This window comes from Homoserinimonas sp. OAct 916, from assembly GCF_003260275.1.
Taxonomy (GTDB): domain Bacteria; phylum Actinomycetota; class Actinomycetes; order Actinomycetales; family Microbacteriaceae; genus OACT-916.
On record NZ_QJHB01000009.1, the window covers coordinates 101,522 to 128,337 of the forward strand.

General features: G+C 64.3%; 23 protein-coding genes. 18 read left to right on the plus strand and 5 right to left on the minus strand.

Going from position 1 to position 26,816, the window contains the following annotated elements:
- The first annotated feature begins 11 nt into the window (after positions 1–11).
- A complete protein-coding gene (locus tag DL891_RS17350; protein ID WP_198668874.1) occupies positions 12–170 on the plus strand; it encodes a hypothetical protein in 159 nt (52 codons plus the stop codon).
- Between the two features lie 39 nt (positions 171–209).
- Here DL891_RS17350 and DL891_RS11895 read toward each other — a convergent pair whose 3' ends face one another.
- Entirely contained in the window at positions 210–1,028 is an 819-nt protein-coding gene (locus DL891_RS11895; RefSeq protein ID WP_232819136.1) for an oxygenase MpaB family protein, read from the minus strand.
- A gap of 139 nt (positions 1,029–1,167) precedes the next feature.
- On the opposite strand from DL891_RS11895, the gene sucC reads away from it, so the two are divergent.
- The 6 genes from sucC to DL891_RS11925 all read left to right on the plus strand — a co-directional run bounded on the left by sucC (position 1,168) and on the right by DL891_RS11925 (position 7,308).
- Positions 1,168–2,337, plus strand: coding sequence for an ADP-forming succinate--CoA ligase subunit beta (sucC, locus tag DL891_RS11900; RefSeq protein ID WP_111720656.1), 1,170 nt, complete (start codon positions 1,168–1,170; stop codon positions 2,335–2,337).
- A gap of 33 nt (positions 2,338–2,370) precedes the next feature.
- Positions 2,371–3,258 (plus strand): succinate--CoA ligase subunit alpha, encoded by an 888-nt coding sequence (sucD, locus tag DL891_RS11905; RefSeq protein WP_111720657.1) that lies wholly within the window; start codon positions 2,371–2,373, stop codon positions 3,256–3,258.
- A gap of 254 nt (positions 3,259–3,512) precedes the next feature.
- Positions 3,513–4,013, plus strand: a complete 501-nt coding sequence (locus DL891_RS11910; protein ID WP_157962488.1) for a hypothetical protein — start codon at positions 3,513–3,515, stop codon at positions 4,011–4,013.
- 171 nt (positions 4,014–4,184) lie between these two features.
- Complete coding sequence (locus DL891_RS11915) at positions 4,185–5,498, plus strand: ion channel protein (RefSeq protein WP_111720659.1); 1,314 nt, start codon at positions 4,185–4,187, stop codon at positions 5,496–5,498.
- Positions 5,498–6,379, plus strand: coding sequence for a potassium channel family protein (locus tag DL891_RS11920; RefSeq protein WP_111720660.1), 882 nt, complete (start codon positions 5,498–5,500; stop codon positions 6,377–6,379). Before DL891_RS11915 ends, DL891_RS11920 begins: the two co-directional genes overlap by 1 nt.
- Positions 6,380–6,645: 266 nt before the next feature.
- Positions 6,646–7,308, plus strand: coding sequence for an endonuclease/exonuclease/phosphatase family protein (locus tag DL891_RS11925; protein ID WP_232819137.1), 663 nt, complete (start codon positions 6,646–6,648; stop codon positions 7,306–7,308).
- A gap of 25 nt (positions 7,309–7,333) precedes the next feature.
- Here the strand turns inward: DL891_RS11925 and DL891_RS11930 are convergent, their stop codons facing one another.
- A complete protein-coding gene (locus DL891_RS11930) occupies positions 7,334–7,774 on the minus strand; it encodes an Lrp/AsnC family transcriptional regulator (RefSeq protein ID WP_232819138.1) in 441 nt (146 codons plus the stop codon).
- A gap of 156 nt (positions 7,775–7,930) precedes the next feature.
- Between DL891_RS11930 and pdhA the strand changes: the two genes are divergently transcribed.
- The 4 genes from pdhA (at position 7,931) to DL891_RS11950 (ending at position 12,341) form a co-directional block, all read left to right on the plus strand.
- Entirely contained in the window at positions 7,931–9,043 is a 1,113-nt protein-coding gene (gene pdhA / locus DL891_RS11935) for a pyruvate dehydrogenase (acetyl-transferring) E1 component subunit alpha (RefSeq protein ID WP_111720662.1), read from the plus strand.
- A gap of 2 nt (positions 9,044–9,045) precedes the next feature.
- On the plus strand, positions 9,046–10,071 hold the full coding sequence (locus tag DL891_RS11940; RefSeq protein ID WP_111720663.1) for an alpha-ketoacid dehydrogenase subunit beta: 1,026 nt from the start codon (positions 9,046–9,048) through the stop codon (positions 10,069–10,071).
- Positions 10,071–11,552: a dihydrolipoamide acetyltransferase family protein gene (locus DL891_RS11945; protein WP_111720664.1), complete on the plus strand. Its 1,482-nt coding sequence runs from the start codon at positions 10,071–10,073 to the stop codon at positions 11,550–11,552. Before DL891_RS11940 ends, DL891_RS11945 begins: the two co-directional genes overlap by 1 nt.
- Positions 11,553–11,666: 114 nt before the next feature.
- Complete coding sequence (locus DL891_RS11950) at positions 11,667–12,341, plus strand: HhH-GPD-type base excision DNA repair protein (RefSeq protein WP_111720665.1); 675 nt, start codon at positions 11,667–11,669, stop codon at positions 12,339–12,341.
- A 53-nt stretch (positions 12,342–12,394) separates the two neighbouring features.
- Here DL891_RS11950 and fgd read toward each other — a convergent pair whose 3' ends face one another.
- Positions 12,395–13,399, minus strand: a complete 1,005-nt coding sequence (gene fgd, locus DL891_RS11955; protein WP_111720666.1) for a glucose-6-phosphate dehydrogenase (coenzyme-F420) — start codon at positions 13,397–13,399, stop codon at positions 12,395–12,397.
- 264 nt (positions 13,400–13,663) lie between these two features.
- On the opposite strand from fgd, the gene DL891_RS11960 reads away from it, so the two are divergent.
- From DL891_RS11960 to ddaH, 5 genes are all read left to right on the plus strand, one after another.
- A complete protein-coding gene (locus tag DL891_RS11960; RefSeq protein ID WP_111720667.1) occupies positions 13,664–15,454 on the plus strand; it encodes a molybdopterin-dependent oxidoreductase in 1,791 nt (596 codons plus the stop codon).
- A 165-nt stretch (positions 15,455–15,619) separates the two neighbouring features.
- Positions 15,620–17,116: a DUF6350 family protein gene (locus DL891_RS11965; protein ID WP_111720668.1), complete on the plus strand. Its 1,497-nt coding sequence runs from the start codon at positions 15,620–15,622 to the stop codon at positions 17,114–17,116.
- Positions 17,117–17,125: 9 nt separating this feature from the next.
- Positions 17,126–17,719 (plus strand): phosphoribosylglycinamide formyltransferase, encoded by a 594-nt coding sequence (gene purN, locus DL891_RS11970; protein ID WP_111720669.1) that lies wholly within the window; start codon positions 17,126–17,128, stop codon positions 17,717–17,719.
- Positions 17,716–19,416 carry a bifunctional phosphoribosylaminoimidazolecarboxamide formyltransferase/IMP cyclohydrolase gene (gene purH / locus DL891_RS11975; RefSeq protein ID WP_111720670.1) on the plus strand — a complete coding sequence of 567 codons (1,701 nt, stop codon included), beginning with the start codon at positions 17,716–17,718 and terminating at the stop codon, positions 19,414–19,416. The genes purN and purH overlap by 4 nt, the downstream gene beginning before the upstream one ends.
- Before the next feature lie 80 nt (positions 19,417–19,496).
- Complete coding sequence (gene ddaH, locus DL891_RS17735; RefSeq protein WP_111720671.1) at positions 19,497–20,747, plus strand: dimethylargininase; 1,251 nt, start codon at positions 19,497–19,499, stop codon at positions 20,745–20,747.
- A 144-nt stretch (positions 20,748–20,891) separates the two neighbouring features.
- Here ddaH and DL891_RS11985 read toward each other — a convergent pair whose 3' ends face one another.
- Positions 20,892–21,254, minus strand: a complete 363-nt coding sequence (locus tag DL891_RS11985; protein ID WP_111720672.1) for a cupin domain-containing protein — start codon at positions 21,252–21,254, stop codon at positions 20,892–20,894.
- A 12-nt stretch (positions 21,255–21,266) separates the two neighbouring features.
- Positions 21,267–22,697 carry an FAD-binding oxidoreductase gene (locus tag DL891_RS11990; RefSeq protein ID WP_111720673.1) on the minus strand — a complete coding sequence of 477 codons (1,431 nt, stop codon included), beginning with the start codon at positions 22,695–22,697 and terminating at the stop codon, positions 21,267–21,269.
- A 524-nt stretch (positions 22,698–23,221) separates the two neighbouring features.
- On the opposite strand from DL891_RS11990, the gene DL891_RS11995 reads away from it, so the two are divergent.
- Both DL891_RS11995 and DL891_RS12000 read left to right on the plus strand, forming a co-directional pair.
- The gene (locus tag DL891_RS11995; RefSeq protein WP_111720750.1) at positions 23,222–24,979 is read left to right on the plus strand and encodes an ABC transporter ATP-binding protein; all 1,758 of its coding nucleotides are present in this window, start codon (positions 23,222–23,224) and stop codon (positions 24,977–24,979) included.
- Entirely contained in the window at positions 24,976–26,781 is a 1,806-nt protein-coding gene (locus tag DL891_RS12000) for an ABC transporter ATP-binding protein (RefSeq protein ID WP_111720674.1), read from the plus strand. Before DL891_RS11995 ends, DL891_RS12000 begins: the two co-directional genes overlap by 4 nt.
- Positions 26,782–26,816 lie beyond the last annotated feature (35 nt).

Genomic DNA, 26,816 nt, shown 5'->3' on the forward strand with positions numbered 1-26,816 from the left:
AGGGTGAAAACATGACCACACTTGCAGTAGTACTCATTGTTATCGGCTTGATCGCGCTGTTCTTCGGCGTCTTCGTCGCAGCCGTGAAGTTTCTCCTGTGGATCGGCATCGTGATCCTGATCATCGGCATCATCATGTGGCTGATGAGGGTGATCCGACGCAACGCCTGACCCATCGATTCGGGGATGCCCGGAAGCCCGGGTTGAGATTCAGCGTGCGTGCAGACTGCGGTCGAGAGCAGCCAGGCAGCGGTCGCGCAGACGAAAGCGCAGGCGGCGAGGCAGCGGGGGGTAGATCGTTGCAATGATACGCACTGCGCGATCGAAGCGGCGTTGTCTTCGCGCATCCCAGCGAAACCCATAGTCGGCTCGCACGCCGGGCGGCAACAGCCCGGCGGTCACAAAGCGCAACGATGGCAGCAGCGCTCGCAGCCACCATGGTGCCCCGGTGGGATGGAACAGATCACGGGCCACGTGGCGTGCGGCGGCTCCGATGAGGAGCGAGTCGAGCTGGCCGTTCCAATAGGTGGTGAACTCCATGCGATTCGCCGGCCAGGAACCGGCCGGAACCTGCAGGCTCGTGCCGAGCACGGCATAGTCCTGGTAGATGCGGTCGGCGGATTCCGCATCGAGCGATCCGAAGACCCGTTGGTAGACCGACACGGCGGTTTCGTAGAGGGTGGCCGCCACCCACAGCTGCAACTGGGGGTCGAACGCGTTGTAGCCGACCGGTTCAGACCCTGCCGGCCCGGCAACTGGAGTCGGCGACCCATGCACCGGGCCGTGCGCCCGGTTGACCCGGCGCACCACCTCGGCCCTCTGGTCGTCGGTACCGTAGGTCACGGCGTAGACGTAGGTCATGGTCGCCTTCAGCCGGTCGAGCGGACGGGAGGAGAAGTCGCTGTGCCCGGCCACGCCCTGCCCGACGTGCGGGTTCGCCACCTGGAGCAGGATCGCGCGTGCGCCTCCCGCAAGAAGGATCCCTTCGGCACCGATGTCGGTGAGAGAGAGCGTCCGATTCCCTGTCAATGTTTATAGTCCTCGCGCAAGACGTAATAGAGTTCTTATGGCGAAGGGTTCTGGGCATTGACTTGTTCTGCCGAAAATTCGCCGTTCATACGCAACTTTATGCGCACCTGACCGTGCGCCAGCCGTGGATTGGATAAGCGTGGATCTGTTCGAGTATCAGGCCAGAGACCTGTTCGAGAGTTACGGGGTTCCGGTTCTGCCGGGCATCATCGCAGACACTCCTGAGGAGGTTCGTGCAGCCGCAGAGAAGATCGGCGGTGTGGTCGTCGTGAAAGCGCAGGTGAAGATCGGTGGCCGCGGCAAGGCCGGCGGCGTGAAGGTCGCCAAGAACGCGGATGAGGCTGAGGCGGCAGCCCGCGAAATCCTGGGCCTTGACATCAAGGGGCACGTCGTGCGCCGGGTGATGGTCGCCGGTGGCGCACGAATCGCGCAGGAGTTCTATTTCTCGGTGCTGCTGGACCGCGCCAACCGCTCCTACCTGTCGCTGGCCAGCGTCGAGGGCGGCGTGGAGATCGAGGTTCTGGCGGTGGAGCGTCCTGAGGCGCTGGCGCGCATCGACGTGAACCCGTTGGCCGGTATCGATCTGGCCAAGGCGGAAGAGATCGCGCGGGCGGCGAAGTTCCCAGAAGAGCTGATCGGCAAGGTCGCCCCGGTGATCGTCGCGCTGTATGACGTGTACACGGGCGAGGACGCGACCCTCGTCGAGGTGAACCCGCTCGTGCTCACCGAGGACGGCGAAATCATCGCCCTGGACGGCAAAGTCACGATCGACGAGAACGCCGACTTCCGCCACCCGAACCATGCCGACCTTGAAGATGCGGCGTCTGCAGACCCGCTCGAGGCCAAGGCGAAGGCCGCCGGCCTCAACTACGTCAAGCTCGATGGCTCCGTCGGGGTCATCGGAAACGGTGCAGGGCTCGTCATGTCGACCCTGGATGTGGTTGCATACGCGGGCGAGGACTTCGGCGGCGTGAAGCCCGCCAACTTCCTCGACATCGGCGGCGGCGCATCTGCCGACGTGATGGCCAATGGGCTCGACGTCATCCTCGGCGACGAGCAGGTGAAGAGTGTGTTCGTGAACGTGTTCGGCGGAATCACCAGCTGTGACGCGGTTGCCCATGGCATCGTCGGCGCGCTCGCCAAACTGGGCGACGCCGCGAACAAGCCGCTGGTGGTGCGCCTCGACGGCAACAACGTCGAAGAGGGTCGCCGCATCCTGAACGAGGCGGCACACCCACTGGTCACCCTGGCCGCGACGATGGACGAGGGCGCCGCCAAGGCTGCCGAACTCGCCAACGCCGCCCGCTGACGCCCACGAACCCCAAGGACTGAAGGAACAACAATGTCAATCTTCCTCAACAAGGATTCCCGCGTCATCGTGCAGGGCATCACCGGCGGCGAGGGCACCAAGCACACTGCACTCATGCTGAAGGCCGGCACCCAGGTCGTCGGCGGAGTGAACGCGCGCAAGGCCGGCACCACTGTCACCCACGGTGACGTCGAGCTGCCCGTGTTCGGCTCGGTCGCCGAGGCGATGGAGAAGACCGGTGCGGATGTCTCGATCGCCTTCGTGCCGCCGGCCTTCACCAAGGACGCAATGATGGAGGCCATCGATGCCGGCATCGGACTGCTCGTGGTCATCACCGAGGGCATGCCCGTGCAAGACACCGCAGAGTGCTGGGCCCACGCCGTGGCCACCGGCAACAAGACCCGCATCATTGGCCCCAACTGCCCCGGTATCATCACCCCGGGCGAGGCCCTGGTCGGCATCACGCCCGCCAACATCACTCACAAGGGCCCGATCGGGCTGGTCTCCAAGTCGGGTACGCTCACCTACCAGATGATGTACGAACTGCGCGATCTCGGCTTCTCGAGCGCGATCGGTATCGGGGGCGACCCGATCATCGGTACCACCCACATCGATGCGCTGGAGGCGTTCGAAGCCGACCCAGAGACGAAGGCCATCGTGATGATCGGTGAGATCGGCGGCGACGCCGAGGAGCGTGCCGCGGAATACATCAAGGCACACGTCACCAAGCCTGTTGTCGGCTATGTCGCCGGGTTCACCGCACCCGAGGGCAAGACCATGGGCCACGCCGGAGCGATCGTCTCCGGTTCCGCCGGAACCGCCCAGGCCAAGAAAGAAGCGCTCGAGGCCGCGGGTGTCAAGGTCGGCAAGACCCCGAGCGAGACGGCCGACCTGATGCGAGAGTTGCTGAAGACGCTGTAGTTCTTCCGCTTCTTGACTGAGTGAGGGCCCGGCCGTGTGAACGGCCGACCCTCACTCGCCTGGGCCCGGGCAGACAAGTGGCAGGCACGATCGCCGTGGAACACACGTTGGATCCTTCGCATCCCGATACTCTGGAGCGGACGGGCGACCTCGGTCGACCGCCGGAGTCTGTTGTGTCCGCACCAAGGGGAATGAGCCGAGAATTGCCCGATTCCTCCCAGACGCCGCCCGCTTCTCCTCGGCACGCTCGCAGTTTGCGGGGGAGGATCCGAGCGCGGGCCTATTCCATCACCGGCAGCGAGGAGTCCGTCTACGGCACGATTCTTGTCACCGCGCTGATCGCCGCCACTGACGAGCCGACCTATTCGCCATGGGACGTCGTGTTGATTGTTCTGGTGACCGTGGTCATCTACTGGGCAGCGCACGTCTACGCGCGCACGATCGCCGGGCACGGTGTGCATGCCGGCCACGAGGTGGGGCTCCGCTATGCGTTCCGTGAATCAGTGACGCACACCGTCGGCCTGCTCACCTCGACGCTGATTCCCGTCGCCATTCTTCTGCTGGGAGGGCTCAAATGGGTTCCGGACGCCGTGGCCATCACCATCGCCCTCTGGTCGGGGGTGGGGATTCTGTTCGTGCACGGGTACGTGGCCCTTCTCCAGCGCCGCAAGAATGTCTGGTACGGGCTACTGGGGGGAGTCGTCACGGCCTCGTTCGGTGTGGTGATCATTGTGCTGAAGATGCTCTTGAAGTAGAAGCCGGCGAGTGGCGCCTTCTGATCGCCTGCGCAACCCACGGAGTCTCAACTGACGCCCCTGTGCGTGACATGGCGCGACGAGTCCGACCGATGTCACCCGGTTTGGATGTCGTCGCACGGCGTCGCTGCGGGTAGAACTGGTCGAAGACGCCTGAGTAGGAGTATCGCAATGACGACCCCAGATGAAGGGAATTCCGCGCCATCGGTGCGAACACAGGTCGTGCTTGCCGTTCCGGCTGTTCTGGCGGGAGTCCTCTCGGCATTGATCCTGTATGGCTTGGATGAACTTGCCGGCTTGCTCGACCACGGAATCTGGTCGGTTCTGCCCACGAATCTTGGCGTAGACCCGAACTCGGGCTGGTGGATCTTCGGTGTACTTTCCCTGACCGGACTGGCTGTTGGTCTTGTGCTCTGGCTGGTGCCCGGGCACGGGGGACACGATTCCGCGACGGTGGAGCTACTCGCGCCGACGCTCCGGCTCCAAGCGTTGCCCTCGGTTGTCCTGGTGACGGTCCTGGCGCTCGCTGGGGGAGTGAGCCTCGGCCCGGAGAATCCGATCATCGCCATCAACATCGGCGTCCTGGTGGCTCTGGTCGGCAAGATCTGGCCGAAGGTGCCGTCGCAACTGGTTGTCATGGTCACGCTGTCCGGCACGATCGGCGCGCTGTTCGGCACACCGGTCGCTGCGGCCCTGGTGTTCACGGGTCTCGTCGGATCGTACGCGGCGGGAGGTGCGCTCTGGGACCGGCTCTTTCTGCCGCTCGTTGCGGCGGGCGCTGGCGCCATCACCATGCTGATGCTGGCACACCCGACCTTTGTGATCGTGATGCCCGCCTACACCGCGATTGCCCCTCTTGACCTGTTCAGTGCCGCAGTGATCGCGGCACTCACCGCTGCGTTCGGCCTGGTTGCTGTGTTCATCTTTCCCCACGTGCACCGGTGGCTTCGCCTATTGCGCAATCCGGTGCTCTATGTGACGCTCGGAGGCGTTCTCCTGGGCGTGCTGGGGGCGGTCGGCGGCCCGATCACAATGTTCAAGGGGCTGTCCCAGATGAACCAACTGGTGACCGATCGCAGCGATTACGGCAATGACCAAATCCTCCTGATCGTGGTGGTCAAGACCGTCGCGTTGGTGATCGCGGCCGCCGCCGGTTTTCGCGGTGGCCGCATCTTTCCCTCGGTGTTCATCGGCGTGGCGATCGGTGTGCTGGCCAACGGCCTGCTGCCGTCGATACCGTTGACCGTCGCCGTTTCCGCGGGAGTTGTCGGAATGGTCCTGGCCGTGGCACGCGATGGCTGGTTGGCCCTCTTCATCGGCGCAGCTGTCGCCGGCAACATCGTCGTGCTGCCGCTGCTGTGCATCGCCATTCTTCCCGCCTGGCTGATCGTGTCGAAGGCACCACCGATGATCGCGCACGTGCCGGAGCCGAACCCAGAGACCCAGCCGGAACCGAAGACAGAGCCGGCCGGTGACACCTCCTGATGGCGCGGCGAACGGAGCACGAGACTCCCGACAGCGATGGCCCCGTTGCCCCGGTCGGCGGCACACCCTCGGCGCCCCCGGCTCGAAGGGCCGGTGTGGCCTCGGGCATCCGATTCAGAGACCGGTGGGAGCGCACAACTCGCTGGCCGTTGCTTGTCCTTTCTGTGGCGTTCATCGTGGCCTATTCGTTCCTGGTGCTCGCGCCTGAGGCGCCCGCGGCCCTTCACCTGTTCTTCGCCGTGGTGCTCGCCGCTGCCTGGGTCGCCTTCATCGTGGATTTCTCGGTACGAGTTGCGATGACGCCCCGAGGTGGACGAGCCGGGTACGTGCGCAGTCACAAGGTGCATCTGGCCTCGGTCGTGTTGCCCCTTCTGCGCCTCTTCTGGCTGTTACGACTGCTGAACCGGATGCCAACTTTTCAGGGCAATGGGGGCACGGCATTGCGATCGCGCGTGGTGGTGATCGCAATCTCATCCACGGCCGTGTTTGTGTACGTCATCGCCCTGACAGAGCTCTCAGTCGAACGGGGCGCACCGCATGCGACTATCATCACTTTCGGCAATGCCGTCTGGTGGGCGTGCGTCACAATCGCGACTGTGGGTTACGGAGACTTCACCCCCGTCACCTGGCTTGGCCGTGTGTTTGGTGTCGTACTGATGATCGGTGGGGTGGCGATCATTGGAACCTCCAGCGCGCTCATCGTCTCCTTCCTGTCTGAACGGATCACCCATCGCGTGCACGACGGCCAGCCGTTGGGCCGTCACGACGACGTTTCCGGCCACAATTTCGAAGAGCAGACCGTGAAAACGACGGACTCATCTCTCGAGCATCCCACCGCACCCGAAATCGCGCCGGAGGCCTCACCACCAGAAAACACGTGAGTCGCGTCCCCTCGAAGTGGGGATGAACACGTTTCCTCGATCATTGTGCAGAGACCATTGCTACATTAGAATTCACGAAGTGGGGATGTGCGATTTCAAGGGGCTTTCGTCCCGTCACGTGGGCGCATGCGGCTGTGGCGACACGGCAGTGTGCACAGGTGGCATACGGCGAGCACCCAGCTCGGAAAACTATTGTGAAAATAATCGGCGTCGTGCCGAATCAGCCAATGGGGTGAATCTTTCTGTTCAACATCATCAGCTATAACTTGCGCGAGAACCGCGCCATCGGTGAACTCTTCGAACTGACCCAGCGTTTCAGTGTTGACATGCTCTGTCTCCAAGAATGTGACACCACCACTCTGCCTGACACGGTCGGGGGTCTGCGACTCGCCGATTCGACGAAGCGGAACCGATTGGGCTTGGCCATCTACTATCGGTTCGACCGGTTCACCGCCGAGGAGACCAAGACCTTCGCGCTGAAGAAGTCCCTTCACGACCATGTGATGGCACCGGCGCACGAGCGACTGATCGGTACGCGGATGATCGACAAGTCCAACGACCGCTCGCTAGTTGTGGCTTCATTCCACGCCGCGCCGTTGACCGCATCGAACTCGCTCAGGCGCAAGCAGATCCACGCGGCGCACACCGAGCTGGGCAGCATCGGGGAGGGCTTGCCGACGGTGATGGTGGGCGACTTCAACTACCCGTTCTTTCGGAAGAACCTCACCGCGCGAGTGCGTGACACCGGCTATGAAGTGACTGCGAGTGACTCCTCGACCTATACCCGCTACAAGTTCTTCAACGGACATTTCGACTTCGCCACCTCCTATGACCTCAACATTGGCAACGTTCGCACGCTGCCCGCGGGCGATTCAGACCACATGCCGATCCTCGTCTCGGCCTCGTACAACCTGGCCGCGGTAGCGTAGGCTCCCGTGACGGCGCCTGTCGCCGTCAGCGGGCGTCGACGTCGTCGAAGATGAGCAGGGTTCGTGTGCTGATCACCCCTGCGATGGGCTGGAGCACAGAGAACACGATTCGCCGCAGGTCGGCATTGTCCGTGGCGCGCACCAGCAGCAAGACGTCGAATTCGCCCCCGACCAGCGCGATGTGTTGCACCTCGGGGATCATCGTCAACTGCTGGCGCAATTCGCGCCAGGAATCCTGCCTCACATTCAGGGTGACATAGGCCGAAGCCCGCAGGCCAGATTTCTCGGGGTCGATGATTGCGGAGAAGCGCTGGATCACGCCCTCTTGAGTCAGTCGAGTGATGCGGGCGTAGGCGTTCGCCCTCGAAATGTGCGCGGCCTCGGCCACCGCCGTAACCGACATGCGGCCGTCTCGAGTGAGTTCGGAGAGTATCTGCCGATCGATCGCATCCAACTCTGTGGTCACCTGTCGCGCTCCCGTCCTTAGCTATCCGATGATTGTCACTCTGTCTGATTCTAGAGTGGATTAAGACCGAACGTCTTGAGTTCGTCGGGACAGTGGAAACATCTGCGCAGTGATTCGAGAATTGAGCATACTAATTGACTTTGCGATGGAGGAAAGATGCGTCCGGATGTGGCGATCGGAGAACTGAGCGAGCGGGCGATGCTGCCTTCAGAGCATCCGGTGTGCCTGATAGACGAGAACGGAAGGCCACAGCCCGACCGGCGATATGCGCTGCCGTCTGCCGAGCAATTGGTCGCCGGCTACCGAGGCATGGTCATCGGCCGTCGCATCAACGACCAGTGTTCGGCGCTGGTGCGTCAGGGCCGGCTGGCGGTATACCCGTCATCGCACGGGCAGGAAGCCTGCCAACTCGCGAGCGTGCTGGCACTCGGTGATGAGGACTGGCTGTTTCCGACGTACCGCGACACGATCGCGGTGATGGCACGCGGCGTCGACCTGCTTGAGACGATGGTGTTGTTGCGCGGAACCTGGCATTCGGGCTATGACCCCACCAAGTACCGGGTTGCACCGCAGGCCACTCCCTTGGCCACGCAGTTGTTGCATGCCGTCGGGGTAGCCCACGCAGCGACTCTGCAGGGACAGAAGACCGTCGTACTGGCCCTGTGCGGTGACGGTGCGACGAGCGAGGGCGACTTCCACGAAGCGCTCAACTTCGCCGCCGTCTTCAACGCCCCCGTGGTCTTCCTGGTGCAGAACAACCAGTACGCCATTTCGGTTCCGCTTCACAGGCAGACGAAGGCGCCGTCGCTCGCTCACAAGGCGATCGGTTACGGGATGCCGGGTGTTCGTGTCGACGGAAATGACTTCGCCGCGCTGCAGGCAGTAGTGACCGAAGCGATATCCTCGGCGCGCGCCGGACAGGGCCCCACCCTCGTCGAGGCCCACACCTACCGAATCGAAGCTCACACGAACGCCGATGACGCCGCTCGGTACCGCGACCAGAGCGAGGTGACCGAATGGATCCCCAAGGATCCACTGATCCGAATGAAGACGTACCTGACCGACGCGGGTCTGCTCGACTCAGACCTGCAGAAGCTGATCGAACACGAGGCGAACGAGCAGGCGGCCGTGCTGCGTCACGGCTTGAACAAAGATGTGGAGCTCGATCCGGCCGTCTTGTTCGAGCACGTGTACAGCGTGCCGACCCCCCAGTTGCGCGAGCAGGCGGCCCTGTTGGCGGACGAACTGGAGCGGGAGGACGCACAGTGACCATGGTGGATTCGGCGACACATTCTGTTTCTGGAATATCGGCATCGGTGCCCGAGACCTTATCGATGGCACAGGCCATCAACCGCGCACTCGGCGATGCCATGCAGGAGGACGAGCGGGTACTGATGTTCGGCGAAGACGTCGGCGCCCTGGGTGGGGTCTTTCGGATCACCGACGGACTCACCGAACGCTTCGGCGACAAACGTTGCTTCGACACCCCGCTGGCGGAGTCAGGCATCGTGGGAATGGCCGTCGGAATGGCCATGAACGGTATGCGGCCGGTGGTCGAGATGCAATTCGACGCCTTCGCCTACCCCGCATTCGAGCAAGTGGTCAGCCACGTGGCGAAGATGGCCAATCGCACTCAGGGTGCGGTGCGGCTGCCCATAGTGATTCGTATCCCGTACGGCGGTGGAATCGGCGGAGTCGAGCACCACTGTGATTCATCCGAGGCATACTACGCCCACACTCCCGGGCTCACCGTGGTGGCGCCGGCGACACCGTCGGATGCGTACGGGCTGATGCGCGAAGCGATCGCGTTCCCGGATCCTGTGGTCTTTCTCGAACCCAAGAAGTTGTATTGGTCGAAGGAGAGCGTCGACCTCACTGCGCCGGTTCCGCCGATCGGGCGCGCCGTGGTGCGCCGGGCCGGCACCGACGCCACCCTGATCTGTTACGGCACCAGTGTGCCCGTGGCGCTCGAGGCCGCCGAGGCCGCCGAGTCAGAGGGCCGCAGCCTCCAGGTTGTCGACATGCGCTCGATCACCCCGTTCGACGACGAGACGGTGTGCGCGGCGGTCGAGTCAACCGGACGCGCCGTCGTGATTGCCGAGGCATCGGGCTTCGCCTCCGTGGCCAGTGAGATCTCGGCCAGAATCTCGGAGCGCTGTTTCCACTCCTTGGCCTCGCCGGTGAAGAGAGTCACCGGCTTCGACATTCCGTTCGCGCCTCCCAAACTCGAGCGTTACCACCTGCCGAGTGTCAACCGCATACTCGACGCCGTCGACGACCTGCAGTGGGAGGACTGATGTCGCTTCAAGTATTCCGGCTCCCCGACCTCGGGGAAGGACTGACCGAGGCCGACCTGGTGCGGTGGCTGGTCGCGGTGGGAGACACGGTGGCTGTCGATGAGCCGATCGCCGAGGTGGAGACCGCCAAGTCGATCGTCGAGGTGCCCTCACCGTTCGAGGGAGTGGTGGTCGGCCTGCACGGGTCGGAGGGCGAGACCCTCACGGTGGGAGAACCGTTCCTCTCGGTCGATCTACCATCCAGCGAGGGCCCTGCAGCCGTGGGGGAGGCCGCCGAGGCGACCGCGGAGAGCACCGGGTCGGGCAATGTTCTGATCGGCTACGGAACGACCGACACGGGCGCGCGCGGTCGCACACGCCGTCGTCGAGGATCACCGGTCGGCACTCCGACGGGCTCGCGTGTCGAGCATGCCCGAGTCGCTGAAGCCCCGGGACGCGATGCCCTGGTCGGCGATGCCCTGTTCGGCGAAGCCTCTGTCAGTGAGATCACTGTTGACGAGGTCTCAGTCAGCGAATCTGCCAACGTTTCTGCCCCACGGGTCAGCTCTCCGCTGGTGAGGCAGTTGGCCCGCGAGCACGGTGTCACGCTGGGCGCCATCACCGGCACCGGCGATGGTGGAACGATCATGCGCCGCGACGTGGAACAGGCGATAGCATCCGTGGCTCAGTCGCACGGATCGGACCGGGCCGAGAACCAGCAACACGGGGCCCCGCAACACGGCATCTCACAACACGGCACCCCCCAACACGGCAGCGTTCAGCCCGAGACCGATCCGCGCAGTGGGCTGGTTATCAGCAGCCGAACGATGCCCAGCATGTTTCGGCGCACGGTCGCGGCCGCGCTCGCGAAGAGCCGAACCGAGATCCCGGAAGCGACGGTCTGGGTCGACGTCGACGCCACCGCGCTCGTCGATCTGCGCCGTCAATTCAACGCCGACGCGGGTCGCACACCGGGGGTTCTTGCCCTGGTCTCGCGATTCGTGGTTGCCGGTCTCGAGCGCTACCCGGCACTGAACGGGCGGATCGACCCCGATTCCGGGGAGCAGTTGCAATTTGACGGGGTGAACCTCGGGTTCGCCGCACAGACCGATCGCGGGCTTGTCGTTCCGGCGATTCGAGCCGCCCACACCCTGAACGTGCGCGAACTCGACGCCGAAATCGTGCGGCTGTCCGAACTGGCACGCTCGGGGAAAGCCACACCAGCCGACCTCGGCGGCGGCACGTTCACGATCAACAACTACGGCGTGTTCGGCGTCGACGGGTCGGCGGCAATCATCAATTACCCGGAGGTGGCCATTCTCGGGCTCGGCCGGATCATCGAACGGCCGTGGGTGGTCGACGGGCAGATCGTGCCGCGGCAGCTCACGCAATTGTCAATCGTGTTCGATCACCGCGTCTGCGACGGTGGTGAGGCTGCCGGGCTGCTTCGCTTCGTCGCCGATGCCGTCGAAAACCCGCTCGCCCTCTACGCCGACCTGTAGCCTGCCGATTTTTTCGCAACCGGTCAGGCTGATTGCAGCCGGGCGGGCCCGCGGCCGTCGTTCGTGCCCGCACGCTTCTGCTCCGCGGTTCCAGAATGGAGGAGGATGGAAGGCATGACGAACGACGACCTGACCAACGACGACCTGACCAACGACGACCTGACCAACGACGACTCGACCAACACCGGGCTGACCAACACCGGGCAGACCAACACCGTGCACATCACCGGTGATGCAGACGCCGATCGCTTGTTGTCCGAAGACCCATTGGCGCTGTTGATCGGGATGCTCCTCGACCAGCAGGTGCCGATGGAGACCGCTTTCGCGGGCCCCCATAAGATCAAGCAGCGCCTGGGGTCATTTGACGCCCACACGATCGCCGATTGGGAGCCGGAGGCCCTGGTGGAACTGTTTCGCACCTCGCCCGCCGTGCACCGGTACCCGGGAAGCATGGCTGGGCGGGTGCAGAGCCTGTGCCAGACGTTGGTTGACGACTGGGACGGCGACGCGGACGCGCTCTGGACGCAGGGTGCGCCCGACGGGGCCGAGGTGCTGCGTCGGCTGAAAGGGCTCCCCGGCTTCGGGGAGATGAAGGCAAAGATTTTCCTTGCCCTGCTCGGCAAACAGTACGGGTTCGCCGGCGACGGGTGGCGCGAGGCGTCAGGCGGCTACGGCGAAGAAGGCAGCCACCGCTCGGTTGCAGACATTGTTGACGCCGATTCGCTGGTGAGGGTGCGCGAGACCAAACGCGCGGCCAAGGCGGCAACAAAGGCAGCCGCCAAAGCCTGAGCCGGCCCGGGTGACCCCCGAGCCGGCCAGTTCTGGATCAGGCCAGCGCTTGATCAGGCGAGCGCGCGCAGGCCGGGCATCACGTCGCGGGCGAACTCGTCGGCGAACCGTTTCTGGTCGTGGCCGGGGCCGTGAAAGACCAAGTGGTTCAGGCCGGCGTCGAGGTATGGCTTGATCTGGGCGATCGCGTCGTCGGGAGTGGAGGCCACGATCCAGCGTTTGGCGACCTGCTCGATCGGCAGCGCGTTTGCGGCCGCCTCCATCTCGATCGGATCGTCGATCGAGTGTTTCTGCTCGGCGGTGAGTGACAGTGGGGCCCAGAAGCGGGTGTTCTCCAGCGCGGCGGCCGGGTCGGTGTCGTAGGAGATCTTGATCTCGATCATCCGGTCGATGTCGGCCAGCTGGCGGCCGGCCTTCTCAGCGCCCTCGGCGACGGCGGGCAGGAGGCGCTCTGTGTAGAGGTCCATGCCCTTTCCGGAGGTGCAGATGAACCCGTCTCCGGCGCGGCCCGCATATCGGGCGACCAGCGGACCTCCGGCGGCGATGTAGATCGGCACACCGCCATCGGGAACATCGTAGATCGATGCCCCCTTGGTCTGGTAGTACTCGCCGTCGAAGTCGACCCGGTCGCCGAGCCACAGCTCACGCATCAGGTCGACGCTTTCGCGCAGCCGGGCGAAACGTTCCTTGAACGCGGGCCACTCACCGACGAAACCGGTCGCGATCTCATTCAGTGCTTCACCGGTACCGACCCCGAGCATGATGCGACCCGGGTACAGGCAGCCCATCGTCGCGAACGCCTGGGCCATGACAGCGGGGTTGTAACGGAACGTCGGCGTCAAAACCGAGGTGCCGATCTGGATCGTCTCGGTGCGCTCGCCCACCGCCGCCATCCACGCCAGGGAGAAAGGCGCGTGCCCGCCTTCGTGACGCCACGGCTGAAAATGGTCACTGACGGTGACCGAGTCGAATCCATGCTCCTCGGCCATCACCCCCAATTCGACCAGTTCCCGCGGTGCGAACTGCTCCGCAGACGCCTTCAAACCCAGTTTCAGCACGGTGCCTCCGTAAAGTCGTGGTGGCGGACGTCAGACCGTCCGTTTCTGCTCACTTCAGTGATGCTATCGATAAATGGGGTGTGCGGTCCGAAACAGCGCAGCCGCACTGCCAACGAAAACAAGGGGCGAGTACCGTTTTAGGTGAACTACCGAGAAGGTGTCCGGCCACGCCTCGTCCATCCGACTGGAGTCTGTCGGTCTGCCGAACAACGAGAGAGCCATCTCTCGGATTGGCGCCATTTCCCGGTGGCGGAGGAGCGGCACATGACGATCAGCAAACATCCGACTTCCGACGATCTACCCGCCTCGGCGCCCGACCTATTGCCGGAGATCCTGGGCAGTTTTCGTTCTGAGTTGACTCGCAAGAAACATGATGTCATCGACCCGGAGTGGGCGGGCAGCATTCCGGCACAGTACGGTGTTGCCCCACGGATTCGGATCGGGCGCTCGAAGTGGTTCAACCTGCTCTGGTTCATTCCGATCGGATTTGTGCTTCTCATCGCAGCGATCGCGGTCGCACGCGGGTTGCGCACGGTCCCGGCCGTACAGGATTTCCTGATCACGTACCCCGGGACATCCGAGTTGCCCGCCTGGGCGCCGGTCGGTTTTCCGGCCTGGGTCGGGTGGCAGCATTTTCTGAATGCATTCATGATATTTTTCATCATCCGCTCCGGGTGGCAGATTCTGGCTGACCACCCACGGTTGTACTGGACGCGGCACAGTGGCCCGGGTAAGAACTGGTTTCGCATGCAGAAGCCGATCCCGCCGAACCCGCTGTACACGGCGAAGGAGGACTCCATCTCGTTGCCGTCCGCCGTCGGCCTGCCCGGGCGCCGGCACACCATCGGTCTTGCCAGGTGGTGGCATTTGGGGATGGACACCCTGTTCCTAGCGAACGGCATCATCTTCTACATCCTGATTTTCAGCACCGGGCAGTGGGTGCGTCTCGTGCCGCTTCACTGGGATGTGATCCCCAATTCGATTTCGGTGGCGATCCAATATCTGTCGATGGATTGGCCGTTGGAAACGGGCTGGACGAACTACAACGGGTTGCAGCTGATTGCCTACTTCATCACTGTGTTCATCGCCGCACCGCTCGCGTTGATCACCGGGCTGGGGATGTCTCCGGCGTTGTCCACGAAATTTCGCTGGGTCAGCCGAGTGTTGAGCATCCAGGTCGCCCGCTCATTGCATTTTTTTGTGATGCTCTGGTTCGTCGGTTTCATCATCATTCATGTGACCTTGGTGATGGCGACCGGCGCGCTTCAGAACCTCAACCACATGTACGCGATGCGCAACGACGATTCGTGGGCCGGGTTCTGGATCTTCACCGCCTCCATGGTCGTCATCGTCGTCGCGTGGGTTGCGGCAACACCGGTGACCTATCGGTATCCACGGATGATCCAGAAGATTGGGTACGCGTTGATCGGGCCGGCGCAGCGATTGTTCGAGCACATCGATTCCAAACCCGGCCAATACACGGAGAAGGATATCTCGCCGTACTTCTGGCACAACGGCAAGTATCCCGAGAGCAAGGAGTATCACTCGTTGCGAGATAAAAACTTCGCCGACTACCGGTTGCGGATCAACGGGTTGGTGGAGAGCCCCGTTGAGTTGGACCTGCTGCAGCTGCGGGCGCTGCCCCATCACGAGCAGATCACCCAGCACTACTGCATTCAGGGCTGGTCGGGGGTGGCCAAGTGGGGCGGTGTCTCGATGAAGGCGATCATGGACGTGGTAAAGCCGAAACCGGAAGCGAAGTGGGTGGTGTTCTACTCGTTCGCCGACGGTTCCGACGGCGGAATCTACTACGATGCACAACCGATCGCACAAATGAGCTATGAGTTGACGATGCTGGCCTACGACATGAACGACCAAGCACTGTCGTTCGGCCACGGCGCGCCGTTGCGTCTGCGCAACGAGGTTCAACTCGGGTTCAAAATGGTCAAGTGGATCAAGGGCATCGAATTCGTCGAGAGTTTCTCTGACGTCGGAGGTGGCCAGGGCGGATACAACAATGACCACGAGTTCTTCGGGTACAGCCAGTCCATCTAGGCAATTTTTTCAGAGGCGCCTTCTCGGCTTCAGGGCTTCGTCGGCTCCGATCTGCTTCTGCATCTGGTCCACAACGACTGGAAGCCACAGGAGCGGCGGGAAGGCGGGCGCGCCACCGGGGAATGCGCGTTCGGCCGGAGTAGGCTCCATATTCGAATGAACCGGATGACCGCTGCCCTGCTCGCCTCCCTGGAGGCGGTCATTGCTGCGGCCGTGGGCATCGGGATCGCCCTCGTGCCACTGACCGTACTCTGGGCCACTCACTTCGACCTGATGGTCGACTGGGCGATCTTCTGGCGCGCAGCCGCCGACACCTGGCTGCTCGGCCACGGGACGGACCTGATGGTCGCGTTGGACCCATCCACCGCGACGGCCCTGGGGCTGCCTGAGGCCGGGAGCGCGTTCGCCGTCACGCTCGCCCCCCTCGGATTCGCGCTGGTCGCAGTGCTCTTCGGGCTGCGCGCCGGAACCCGAGGGGCAGCCAGCGGGCACCGCACCCTGGCGCTTGCAGTGGCGATCGGCACGTATGCCCTGATTGCGGCGTTGGTGACCTGGAGCGCGAATGACCCTGCGGTGCAGGTGAATGCCGTGCAGGGAATCGTATTGCCGGCGCTGGTGTACGCGGTCGGGGTGCTCGCGGGGGCGTTCGTGCGCAACCGTCAACCGGCCGAGCAGAAGGACGCGCTCAGCCGCCTTGTGCGCATCCAATGGGAACGAGTGCCGGTTGTGGTGCGGGCCATGACCCGACCCGTGCTCGCCGGAGGTGCGGCGGCCGCAGCGAGCATCGTCGCGCTGGCAGCGGTGGCGGTGGCGTTCAGTCTGGTGTTGAACTACGCCACCATCATCCAGTTGTACGAGAGTCTGCAGGCCGGGGTTCTTGGCGGAGCGACACTGACAGGTGCGCAACTGCTTCTGCTGCCGAACCTCGTGATCTGGGCTGCGGCGTGGCTGATCGGGCCGGGATTCTCAATCGGGGTGGGCTCGTCGGTGTCGCCACTCGGAACGCAACTGGGGCCCGTTCCGGCGCTCCCGATTCTCGGGGCACTGCCGGAGGGTCAGTTGGCGCTCGGCTACCTGGGTCTGCTGGTACCCGTGCTGGCAGGCTTTCTCGCCGGAGTGCTTTTTCGCCCGGCAGTGGTTCGTGCCCTCTCCGGTATGGCAAGCTGGCGCTGGCAGGCCGGCGCCGGGGTCGGAGTAGGGGTCGTCGGCGGGGCCATAATCGGCGCCCTGGCATGGTTTTCAGCCGGTTCGCTCGGCCCCGGACGGCTGGTCGAGGTTGGCCCGCACCCCTGGCAGGTCGCCGGATTCGCGGCACTGGAGATCGGGATCGGGGCCGCGGTGGGGATGCTCGTGGGAGCGCGAGCCAGGACAGACGCCGTATCAGGTGCCGCACCCGGCTTCGGCTGGGCCGACGACGAGACCGGCACACCCCTGATCGCACCGCCCAAAGCCGCCTCCGACGGCGCTGATGATGACTCCGCCAACGACACCGGTGATGGTACCAGCAGTGCCCCGGATGGGTCCTCCTGGCTGCCCGTCTGGCAATCCGCATACCAGCCCGCAGACCCACCCGTCTCCAGCTCGGCCGACGACACCGATACCCAGGAGATAACGCTGCCCGGGGATCCGGCGACGGACGAGGGCTCACACGCGCGCGGGTAGGCTTGACCCGTGCTGAAAGTGCTGGTTCTCGTCTCTGGCGCGGGGTCGAACCTGCGTGCATTCCTCGAGGCTGCCCAAGCCGAGAACTACCCCGCCCGCGTCGTCGCGGTGGGTGCCGATCGGCCGGCGTCGGGGTTGGAGCACGCGAACGAGCGGGGCATCCCCACCTTCGTCGTGCCGTTCACAGACTTCGAGAACCGGGAGAGCTGGGGCGAAGCGCTACTCGAGGTCATCAGATCCTGGCAACCCGACCTGGTATTGCTGAGCGGATTCATGCGCCTGTTGCCCGAATCGGTGGTCGACGCATTGTCTCCACGCCTCGTGAACACGCACCCGGCCTACCTTCCGGAGTTTCCCGGGGCCCATGGCGTGCGCGACGCACTGGCCGCCGGGGTGCGAGAATCGGGGGCCAGCCTCATCGTGGTCGACAGCGGGGTGGACACCGGCCCGATCATCGCGCAGGAGAGGTGCCCGGTCCACCCCAACGACACTGAAGAGACCCTGCACGACCGCATCAAAGTGATCGAACGCGAACTCATCGTGCGATGCGTGCGGCAGATCGCAGACAACACCATCAATCTCAGGGAGCTGAAACCGGCATGAGTCACGAACCAGAATCCACGGCCCAGGCCGCAGGGAAGGTCGCCGGCGCCACAAGCCCGTACGACCAGGCCGAACGAATCCCCGTGCGCCGTGCGCTGATCTCGGTCAGCGACAAGACCGGTCTGCTCGACCTGGCCGGTTCGCTCACCCGTGCGGGCGTGGAGATCGTCTCGACCGGGTCGACCGCGAAGGCGATCCAGGATGCCGGGTACCCGGTGACCGAGGTGAGCCAGGTGACCGGATTTCCCGAGTCGCTCGACGGCCGCGTGAAGACATTGCACCCGGCGATCCATGCCGGAATCCTCGCCGACCTGCGCCTGGAGTCACACCGAGCGCAACTGGCGAGCCTGGGCATCCAGCCCTTCGAACTGGTGGTTGTGAACCTGTACCCGTTCCGCGAGACAGTCGCCTCCGGTGCCCCGAGTGGTGAGATCATCGAGAAAATCGACATCGGCGGGCCCACCCTGGTGCGCGCCTCGGCGAAGAACCACGCCAATGTGGCGATCGTCGTGTCGCCCGCGGGATATGCGCTCCTGGCCCAAGCGGTGACGGCCGGTGGGACCACGCTCGCTCAACGGCAGCGCCTGGCGGCCGAGGCGTTCGCACACACCGCCTCCTATGATGCCGCCGTGGCGGGCTGGTTCGCCCAAGGCATGTCGCTCAGCGATGACCTGCGTTCCAGCACCCAGGCCGCGGTGCCGACACCGTCGGGTGCGGCGGGCGACGGGGAAGAGCCTCCGGCGCTGCCAGCCGCACTCAGCCTCACAGCGACGCAGGATCGGGCATTGCGCTATGGCGAGAACTCCCACCAGCGGGCCGCGCTCTACCGTGACGCCAATGGGCGAGGAATCGCGCAGGCCACCCAGCTGCAGGGCAAGGAGATGTCCTACAACAACTTCGTCGACGCCGATGCGGCGGTGCGTGCCGCGTGGGACTTCGACGAACCCGCAGTGGCCATTGTCAAGCACGCCAACCCGTGCGGCATCGCCGTGGCGCAGGCCGGGGCCGAAGACTCGATCGCGTCGGCGCACCTCAGGGCACACGCCTGCGACTCGAAGTCGGCGTTCGGCGGCGTCATCGCCGCGAACCGAACCGTCACCGCCGCGATGGCGCAGACGGTCGCCGGGATCTTCACCGAGGTGTTGGTGGCGCCGGCCTTCGACGCCGACGCACTGGAGATCCTGGCAGCGAAGAAGAACCTGCGGCTGCTGCAGCTGCCCACCGTGTTTGCGCGCGACGCCGTTGAACTGCGACAGATCTCCGGCGGAATGCTGGCACAGACTCCAGACACGTTCGACGGCTTCTCCTCGGTGAGTTGGCAACGGATGTCCGGGGCACACGCCTCGGACGAGACCCTGGCCGACCTCGAGTTCGCCTGGCGGGCGTGCCGTTCGGTGAAGTCCAATGCGATCCTGCTCGCCACCGGGGGTGCCGCTGTCGGGGTGGGCATGGGGCAGGTCAACCGGGTGGACTCCTGCCATCTGGCCGTGACGCGGGCGGGGGATCGTGCGGCTGGGTCGGTGGCCGCATCTGATGCATTCTTCCCCTTCGCCGACGGATTGCAGGTGTTGATCGACGCGGGTGTGCGTGCGGTCGTGCAGCCGGGTGGATCGATGCGGGACGCAGAGGTGATCGCCGCGGCGCAGGCGGCCGACGTGACGATGTACTTCACCGGCGAACGGCACTTCTTCCACTGATCCTCAGCTTCCAGGGATCCCAGCGAACTCAAGAGATTGTGTGGGTTCGCTCCCAGCGAGCGTTCGGTAGGCTCGAAGTCATGACTTCTGCCCCAACCGCCGCGCTCTCACCCACCGCCCCCCAATCGTGGGCACGCCGAATCGCAGCATCGGGGGTCTCCGCGCTGGCGGTCGCGCTCGCCGCACACGCGATCACTGTGATCGCGCTGTTCATCGGCAATCAGACGAATAGCCAGATGCTTCTGCCGATCAGCGACTTCTTCGCCCTGCCGACCGTCTTCGTATTCATTCTGGTAGCGGTCCTGGCGATTTTCAGCGGGCTGCGTTGGTGGTACACGGCACTGGTCGGCGGGTTGCTCGCGGGCATCATCGCCGTGGTCGTGGGCAACATCATCACCGCGGTCGTCGGCGCCAAGGCCGAGGTCTCCGGTGAACTGTTCCTCGCCCTGCTCGACTCGATCATCGGCATCAACCTGGTGTTCGTGCTCGCCACCGGAATTCTCACCGCCACCCTGGCGCGGGTCGTTTACTCCGCAATGCTCCGCCAGGGAACCCAGATCCGAGCCGGGCAGGGGCGCACCGCGCTGATCCGAGTACCTGCTTCGAACCTCAACGCCGGGGAACTCACTCACATCGAGCGTGTGCCCGTCGACGCCGACCTCGCCGACAGCCAGTGGGACAACTACGTCAATGCCCTGCACGAAGCCGGTTGGCAAACCGTCGAGGTTCCGCCGGCGCCCGAGATGGCCGACTCCGTGTTCGTCGAGGATACCGTCGTGATGTTTGGCCGCACCGCGGTGATCACCAACCCCGGCACCGAATCCCGACAGGGAGAAATCGTCGATGTCGAAGCGACCGTGCGCGGCCTCGGCCTGCCCGTGCTGCGCATCGAGGCCCCAGGCACCCTCGATGGCGGCGACGTGCTCAAGGTCGGCCAGACCGTGTTCGTCGGCCGGGGTGGGCGCACCAACGGCGAGGGCATTCGCCAGTTGCGCGCACTGGTTGCACCGCTCGGCTTCACCGTGGTCGCGGTGCCGCTAACCCGCGTGCTCCACCTGAAGAGCGCCGTCACCGCCCTTCCCGACGGCACCGTCATCGGTTACGGACCGGTTGTCGACGACCCGACGATCTTCGGTCGCTACCTGGATATGCCCGAGGAGGCTGGGGCGCACGTTGTGATCCTGGCCGATGACACCGTTCTGATGGCAACATCAGCGCCGAAATCGGTCGCGTTGATCGAAGACCTCGGCTACCGGGTGATCACCGTGGACATCAGCGAGTTCGAGAAACTCGAGGGCTGCGTGACCTGCCTGTCCGTGCGCATCCGCTGAGTCGGCGCGTCAGATGATTCATCCCGTCGGATGAGCCAGCGCATCCGCTGAGCTCGGCTCTGACCTCTGGCGTCAAAAGACGGCCGTGAGGTCGAGCGATAGCGGCGCACGAGCATCTTTCGAACTCTCGGCGATGGTTCGCCGTTACGCCAGGTAGACCTTGCGCAGAGTCTCGGTGACCGTCCACTCGGTTTCCATGCCGGTGCGCAGGGTGACCACGTCACCCGCGACCAGGTTGAGCGGTTCGTCCTGGCCCGCGATGGTGACCGTCGCCCGACCAGAAATCACCACGAACACCTCGTCGACCTCGACGTCGGTCATGGTGCCGACCGACATCTCCCAGACGCCCACTTCTAAGCCTTTGAACTCACCCAAGCGGGCGGAGCCGGTTGTGGGCGAGTTCGCCACACTCTGCTCCGCCGGCACCGCCTCGTGCTCGAGCCGGAGCGCTGCCGCGTTCACCGCTTGGGTCGGCGCTGCCTGACCCGCCTGTGCTGTCGAAACCATTTCGTACCTTTTCTAGGAGTCGAAACCGAGGCCGAGGGCGTCGAGAGTCTTGAGGATCACGTTGCGGCGTCCCTGGTTGTGATCGGCCTGGTTCAGGGACATTCGGGTGGCCTGGATGCCGATGGAGGCAACCGGCTCGGGGGGGAACGGGATGGCGCTCTGACGCACCATTTGCAGTTGGGTGCGCTCTGTCCGTTGCCCCGCCATGAAATCGACCATGACGTCGGCCGCGAAGTGCGTGCTGGCCACACCGAGCCCGGTGAACCCGGCCGCATACGCGACCCGGCCCTGTCTGGCCTGGCCGAAGAAGGCACAGAACCGGGTGCTGGTGTCGATGGCGCCGGCCCAGCGATGCGAGAACTTCAGGCCTTCCAGCTGCGGGAAGGTCGTGAAGAAATGGGCCGCGAGCAATCTGTAGGTTGCGGTGCGGTCTTCATAGCTCGGGTCAACCTTGCGCCCGTAGTGGTAGATCGCGTCGTAACCACCGAACAGAACGCGGTTGTCTGCGCTCAGCCGGTAGTAGTGGAACTGGTTGGCCATGTCGCTCAGCCCCTGCCGATTGGCCCACCCGATGCTCGCCATCTGTTCGTCGGTGAGCGGTTCGGTCATCAGCGCATAGTCGTACACCGGGACGGTGTGCAGCTTGGTGCGCTTCAGCAACGATGGGAATACGTTTGTGGCGAGCGCGACGCGCCGGGCACGGACCGTACCGCCGCCAGTGACCACGTCAACGGGTGCGGTCGGGGTGCTCCTGGAACTGTTCAAAGTGTCGACCTTGGTGTTCTCGAAGATCTCCACACCCGCATCCGTCGCAGCCTTCGCGAGCCCCACGGCCAGCTTGGCCGGATGCACGAGGGCGGTGCTGCGCTTGTTCCAGATTCCGGCGAGGTAGGTGGGTGAGATGACCTGGGCGGCCAACGCCTCACGGTCGAGGAAGACATTGTCGGCGTCGGTCTCCAGCTGGCGCAGTTGGTCGACCTGGTACGGCTCGACGGCCACGGAGATGGAGCCGGGGCGCTCGAACTCGCAGTCCAGGCCCAATGCGCCGATCTGGCGCTCCAGGGCATCGAGGTTCTCGAAGCCCAACTCGTTCAGCCGATCGATCTCCTTCGGCCAGCGGCTGGCGCCGTTGTCTTCACCGTGGGTCAGGCTGGCCTCCATGAAACCGCCGTTTCGACCGGATGCCGCCCAGCCGACCGTCTTGGCCTCGAGTAGCACGACGCGCGCGTCGGGGTTCGCCTGTTTGGCCTTGAGCGCCGTCCACAACCCGCAATAGCCGCCTCCGACGACTGCTACGTCTGCGTCGAGATCGCCTTGAAGCGCCGGGTAGCGTCCGGGGTCCACCAGATCATCCAGCCAGAACGGGGCGTGCTTCGTGCCGGCGAGGGAGTGCTGCACGGTTGAGGCAGCGGGAACGGATCGCTCGAAAATGGTCGACTTCATAGTCTCAAGCCTAATTGAGGGAATCATCGCTTGCGGCCCGGCCCGATGTGGAACTATCCTGAAAGGCTGCCTGCCACGGGTGGTCCCTGATCGATCGGCGGTCGTCGGGAAAAAAATACGCACTCGGGAGGATGCCATGACATACACAATCACCTCGGAATGCGGCGTGGCCTGCAATCTTGGCGCCGGTGTCGTCATGGCCGGTGCCACCACACTCACCTCGGTCACAGCCCACCCCGCCCGGCGTGACCGGTGAAGCCCCACTAGGGACTTTGCACGGCCGATCGCCAGAGACTTTCCACAACGTTCGCCAGGACACACCCGTTTGACGTGTCCTCAGAAAACATCCCATGATCGCCCCGTCCCGGGCGCGCTCGATCGGGTCACAGCCTGCGGGTAGCTCGCCCGTCACTACTTGAAACGTCACTACTTGAAAGAAGACCTCAGTGTCTGCCACAATCCAGGCCGAACACCTTCCTGAACCGGGTGTCCCACCGAAGAAGCCGAGCACGTTCCGCGCCATCATGCGCGTCTACCCGTATGCGAAGCCGGCCATGCCCCGCATCTACATGGGGATGATCGCTGCACTTCTCGCCGGTCTCGTCGCGCTGGCGATCCCACTGGTTCTGCAACAACTGGTCGACGGACCGCTCTCCAAGGGTGACCCCGGCCAGGTCTGGCCCGCCGCGCTCGCTGTGCTGGGCCTGGGGATCGTCGAGGCAGTGATGATCGCACTCCGCCGCTGGTTCGTGCTCACCCCCGGCACCCATATCGAGGCGCGCATGCGCAACAGCCTCTACAACCGGTTGCAGGCGTTGCCGGTGGCCTTCCACGATCGCTGGCAGTCGGGGCAGCTCCTCTCCCGAGCGATCAGTGACCTCAGCCTGATCCGCCGCTGGTTCTCCTTTGGAATTGTGCTGCTGGTCGTCAACCTGATCACGATCATGGTCGGTTTTGGCATACTGCTTTCTTGGAGCTGGATCCTGGGGCTGGTCTTCATCGTCTGTTCGATTCCGCTCTGGATCTACGGGTATGTGTTTGAGGAGAAGTACTCGACGATCGCCCGCCGCAGCCAGGACCAAGCTGGCGACCTGGCCACTGCCGTCGAGGAGTCGGTGCACGGCATCCGCGTGCTGAAGGCATTCGGCCGCGGCAAACACGCGCTGAAGAACTTCACCACCCGCGCCGAGGACCTGCAGGGCACGGAGATCGAGAAGGCGAAGGCGATCGCCGGAATCTGGCTCTGGCTGGTCCTGGTTCCGGACGTCGCGTTTGCCCTCTGCCTGTTCGGTGGCGTATGGCTGGCGTCGGTCGGGGAGCTCAGCGTCGGCGAACTGTTCGCGTTCTTCGCGACGGCCGCCGTACTGCGCTGGCCCGTGGAGTCGATTGGATTCCTGTTGTCGATGACGTTCGACACCCGCACAGCCGCCGACAGGTTCTTTGAGGTGCTCGACGCCGAGAACACGATCGTCGATCCACTTCAACCGAAGACCATCGTCGACCCGCGCGGCGAACTGCGTTTCAAAGACGTGCACTTCCGCTACCAGGACTCGCCCACGGGGGTGCCCGACCTCATCAATGGGGTCGACCTCACGATCCGCCCCGGTGAGACGATGGCCCTTGTTGGCCTGACCGGCAGCGGAAAGACCACTCTCGTCTCGTTGGCCACCCGCATCTACGACGTCACCGGCGGCGCTGTCCTGGTCGACGGCGTCGACGCCCGCGACCTCACCCTGGACGAGTTGCGCACACATTTGGCGATGGCCTTCGAGGATGCCACCCTGTTCTCCACGTCGGTGAGGGAGAACGTGTTGCTCGGCCGGCCCGATGCGCGGGAGGAGGACCTCCTGGAAGCGTTGGCCATTGCTCAGGCCGACTTCGTCCACGAACTGCCCGACGGGCTTGACACGGTGGTCGGCGAAGAAGGCATGAGTCTGTCCGGAGGCCAACGGCAGCGGCTGGCGCTTGCCCGCGCGGTTGCCGCCCGACCCCGGATTCTGGTGCTCGACGACCCACTGTCCGCGCTCGACGTGGACACAGAGGCTCTGGTGGAGGCGGCGCTCAGGCGTGTGCTGGCCACCACCACCGCCCTGATCGTGGCGCACCGGCCGTCGACAGTGATGCTCGCCGACCGGGTGGCGTTGCTCGAGGCCGGGCGAATCACGGCGGTTGGCACGCATTCCGAGCTGCTCGCAACGAGCGCACATTACGCCTTCGTGATCTCGAGCCTTGAAGACGAGAACCGGCGCGAGACTCGGATGCGCACCGAGGTGGAACTGTGAGCGTGTACGGGGTGCAGGGAGAGGAGCGCAACGACTTCACCAAGAAGGAGAGCAGGCAGATCCGCTCGAGGTCGCTCGCCCTGCTCGGATCATTGATGCGTCCGTTGCGGGTTCGGGTGATCTGGATGAGCATCGTGGTCATCGTCGCCGTCGGAGCCCAGGTGGCCGGCCCGGCGCTGATCGCGGTCGGAATCGACCGCGGCCTGCCAGCGGTTGTCGCCGGTGACTGGGCGCCCCTGTACGTGATTGTGATCGCTTACCTCGTGACCGGTGTGGTCGGCGCCGTCTTCATCGCGCAGTACACCGTGATGTCGGCACGGATCAGCCAGGCCATTCTGATTGACCTTCGCAAACGGGTCTTCTTACACACGCAGCGACTCAGCCTCGAGTTCCACGAGAAGTACACGTCGGGCCGCATCATCTCCCGGCAGACCAGCGACCTCGATGCGATCAGGGAACTGCTTGACTCAGGCATCAACTCGCTGATTCAGGGATTTCTCTACATGTTATTCATCGCCGTCGCCCTGTTCTCGCTCGACTGGGTGAGCGGTGTCGTGTTGTTCGGCTCCCTCGTTCCGCTCTGGATCCTCACCCGGTGGTTCCAGCTGCGTTCGCAGACCATGTTCCGCCAGTCGCGGGTCGCTTCGGCCAGACTGATCGTCTCCTTCGTCGAGACGATGACCGGGATCCGGGCCGTGAAGGCGTTTCGCAAGCAGAAGCGCAACCAGGCGGAATTCGGTGCTCAGGTGGAGGCCTACCGAAAAGTCAACAACGACGTGATCCAGCTGTTCGGTATCTTCGACCCTGGCCTGGTACTCATCGGCAACGTGACGGTCGCCGTGGTGCTCCTGGTCGGCGGGTTCCGGGTGGCGGAGGGCCAGCTGGAGATCGGCGCGTTGCTGGCCGCGTTGCTCTACACCAGGCGCTTCTTCGACCCGATGGAGGAGATGGCGATGTTCTACAACTCCTACCAGTCGGCGGCTGCAGCTTTGGAAAAGATCTCCGGTGTGCTGGAGGAAAAGCCGAGCGTGCCCGACCCTGTGGATCCGGTGGATCTGTGGGAGGCCAAGGGGAACCTGTGCTTCAAAGGCGTCGAGTTCGCCTACGCGGCAGACCGGGTGATCCTGCCGAAGTTCGACCTGTCGATGACCGCCGGGCAGACGATCGCCCTTGTGGGGTCGACCGGCGCCGGCAAGTCGACACTCGCCAAGCTCATGTCCAGGTTCTATGACCCGACCGAGGGCTCGATCACCCTGGACGGTGTAGACCTGAGGAAGTTGCACCCGAAGGACTTGCGCCGAGCGATCGTGATGGTCACCCAGGAGTCGTACCTGTTCTCGGGCACTGTGGCTGACAACGTCTGGATCGGTGACCCGGAGGCGACCTTCGACGATGTCGTTCGAGCAACGAAGGCGGTGGGGGCCCACGAGTTCATCGAGGCGCTCCCGCACGGCTACGACACGGAGGTGAACAAGCGCGGTGGCCGGGTCTCGGCCGGGCAGCGGCAGTTGATCTCGTTCGCGCGCGCGTTCCTCGCGAACCCGGCCGTTCTGATCCTGGACGAAGCGACCAGTTCCTTGGACATCCCGAGCGAACGTCTTGTGCAGGAGGCGCTGCAGACCCTGCTGGCCGACCGCACCGCAGTGATCATTGCACACCGATTGTCCACCGTCGCGATCGCCGACCGGGTGCTGGTGATGGAGCACGGAAAGGTGGTTGAAGACGGCACACCCGAGGAGTTGATCTCGGGAACCGGCCGGTTCGCGAAACTTCATGCTGCCTGGCGGGACTCTCTGGTCTGAGCCTTCGTGGCTCGAGCTCCCGTTGTCGGAAAAGG